4 protein-coding genes are annotated in these 2,321 nt (G+C 75.9%); all 4 read right to left on the bottom strand.

Going from position 1 to position 2,321, the window contains the following annotated elements:
- Positions 1 to 438, bottom strand: a 438-nt coding sequence (thpR, locus tag CBZ_RS17660; RefSeq protein ID WP_130782787.1) for an RNA 2',3'-cyclic phosphodiesterase, incomplete at its 3' end; no start/stop codon positions are given.
- A gap of 109 nt (positions 439 to 547) precedes the next feature.
- Complete coding sequence (locus tag CBZ_RS17655) at positions 548 to 1,372, bottom strand: TrmH family RNA methyltransferase (protein ID WP_130782788.1); 825 nt, start codon at positions 1,370 to 1,372, stop codon at positions 548 to 550.
- Positions 1,373 to 1,416: 44 nt separating this feature from the next.
- Positions 1,417 to 1,800 carry a 50S ribosomal protein L20 gene (rplT, locus tag CBZ_RS17650; RefSeq protein WP_130782786.1) on the bottom strand — a complete coding sequence of 128 codons (384 nt, stop codon included), beginning with the start codon at positions 1,798 to 1,800 and terminating at the stop codon, positions 1,417 to 1,419.
- A gap of 59 nt (positions 1,801 to 1,859) precedes the next feature.
- Positions 1,860 to 2,054, bottom strand: a complete 195-nt coding sequence (gene rpmI, locus CBZ_RS17645; RefSeq protein WP_130782785.1) for a 50S ribosomal protein L35 — start codon at positions 2,052 to 2,054, stop codon at positions 1,860 to 1,862.
- Positions 2,055 to 2,321 lie beyond the last annotated feature (267 nt).

The raw sequence follows: 2,321 nt of genomic DNA, 5'->3' as shown, positions 1-2,321 counted from the left end.
CGACGACCCCCGGCGCGGTGGCCGAGCCCCCGGCCGCAGCCGCGCGACCGTCAGGTGCGGCCGCTCCCGGGGCCGCCGGTCCTCGAACGCCCCCGCGGCCTCCCCCGCGTCCGCGCACACGGCCGTGAGCCGGCGCTGCGCCTCGACGTCACCGCCCACGCCGACCCACATCGTCCGGTGCGAGAAGACCCCGGCCCCGCGCAGCGCGAGGTCGTACGGGGCCAGGCCGCGGGCCGCCTCGGCGAGGTCCGCGGCCAGGCCGTCGACCGCGCCGTCGGGCAGGTCGCCGTAGAACGCCGTCGTCAGGTGCCACGTCTCGCGCGCCGACCAGCGCACGGCCGTCGACGCGCCGGCCGGACCGCCGCGCACGGTCGCGAGCGCGAGGTCGAGGTGGTCGAGGACGTCGTCGGGGGGCCACACGGCGGCGAACAGCCTCATGGGCGCCAGCCTGCCAGGCAGGTCGGACGCCCGGGGCCGGATGGTGCGACGACTGTCGACGGGCATGGTCGAACGGCCGCGCCGGTCGTGTGCGGAGCGACCGGAGGGGTCAGCGCTGGGCGCGCGCGCTCGCGTAGAGGCAGACGGTCGCCGCCGTCGCGAGGTTGAGCGACTCGGCGCGCCCGCGGATGGGCACGCGCACGACGGCGTCTGTCAATGCCCGGTCCTCGTCGCGCAGGCCCCAGGCCTCGTTGCCGAACACCCAGGCGGTCGGGGCGGCCAGGTCCGGGACGCCCGCGGGGGCCGCGCCCGCGACGTCGAGCAGGTCGTCGATGTCGTGCTCGCCCGTGCCGTCGGCGGCGAGGACCGTGACGCCGAGCTCGCGGAGCGCGCCGACGGTCTCCTCGAGGCCCACCCCGGCCACGACGGGCAGGTGGAACAGCGAGCCGGCGGTCGAGCGGACGACCTTGGGGTTGTGCACGTCGACGCTCTCGCGCGTGAGGACGACGGCGCTGGCGCCCGCCGCGTCGGCGGCCCGGACGACCGTCCCGGCGTTCCCGGGGTCGCGCACGTGAGCCAGCACGGCGACGAGCCGCGGCACCCGGGCGAGGACGGCGTCGAGCGGGACGGCCAGCAGGTCCGCGACCGCGACGACGCCCTGGCCGTCGGGGCTCATCGCGTCGAGCACGTCGGGCGTGCCCGTCCGGACGACCACGCCCCGGGCGCTCGCTGCCGCCACGATCTCCGGGTACCGCGCGGCGGCCTGCTCGGTGACGTACAGGTCGTGCACACGCGTCGCGGTCTCGCGCACGGCCTCCCGCACGGACTGCGGCCCCTCGACGAGGAACCGGCCCGACCGCGAACGCGCCGGACGCCCGGCCAGCGCCCGTACTGCCTTCACCCGCTCGGCGCGGGGGTTGGTCAGCTGGGGCACGGTCCGGGCGTCCGGGGAGATGCTGTGCTGCTCGGGGGCAGACGTCACGCAGCCGAGGGCGCGTTGACGTCGGCGGGCAGCGCGTTCTTCGCGACCTGGACGAGCGCGTTGAAGGCCGGCGCGTCGTTCACGGCGAGGTCCGCGAGGACACGACGGTCGACCTCGACACCCGCGAGCTTGAGGCCCTGGATGAGGCGGTTGTACGTCAGGCCCTGCTCGCGCGACGCCGCGTTGATGCGCTGGATCCAGAGCTTGCGGAAGTCGCCCTTGCGGACCTTGCGGTCGCGGTAGGCGTAGACGAGGGAGTGGGTGACCTGCTCCTTCGCCTTGCGGTAGAGGCGCGAGCGCTGCCCGCGGTAGCCGCTGGCGCGCTCGAGAGTTGCCCGGCGCTTCTTCTGGGCGTTGACCGCCCGCTTCACGCGTGCCACGTGATGCTCCTTGCTGGTCTAGGGCTCGTCATGGCCCGGGGCGCTCGCGCGCCGCCGGGTCACTTGCCGAGCAGCTTCTTGATCTTCGGGGTGTCAGCGGGGGAGACGACGACGTCGCCGGCGATGCGGCGCGTGCGACGGCTCGACTTGTGCTCGAGCAGGTGGCGCCCGTTGGCCTGCTCGCGCATGACCTTCCCGGTGCCGGTGACCCGGAAGCGCTTCTTGGCACCGGAGTGCGTCTTGTTCTTCGGCATGGCTGCCGTGTCTCCTTGTCGTTGCATCGCGGGCAGGTCGCCCGCGACTCGTCGTCGTGCGGCTCGGCGGGGACCGAGCCGACCGTGGTCAGGTCAGCCGGGCTGGCCCGGCGACTGCGGCTTGGGCCGCGGCGCCGGACGGGGAACCGGCTTGGGTGCTGCGGCGGGTGCCGCGGGGCGCGGCGTGGCCGGTGCCTGCGCGGCCGGGGCCGACGCGGGCGAGGCCGGAGCCGACGCGGGTGCTGCCGGAGCCGTGCGGGTGGGAGC

Origin of the sequence: Cellulomonas biazotea (assembly GCF_004306155.1) — a bacterium.
In the GTDB taxonomy this organism is placed as follows: domain Bacteria; phylum Actinomycetota; class Actinomycetes; order Actinomycetales; family Cellulomonadaceae; genus Cellulomonas; species Cellulomonas biazotea.
Note: the sequence above shows the minus strand (reverse complement) of the source record. Positions and strands in the feature narration are given on the sequence as shown.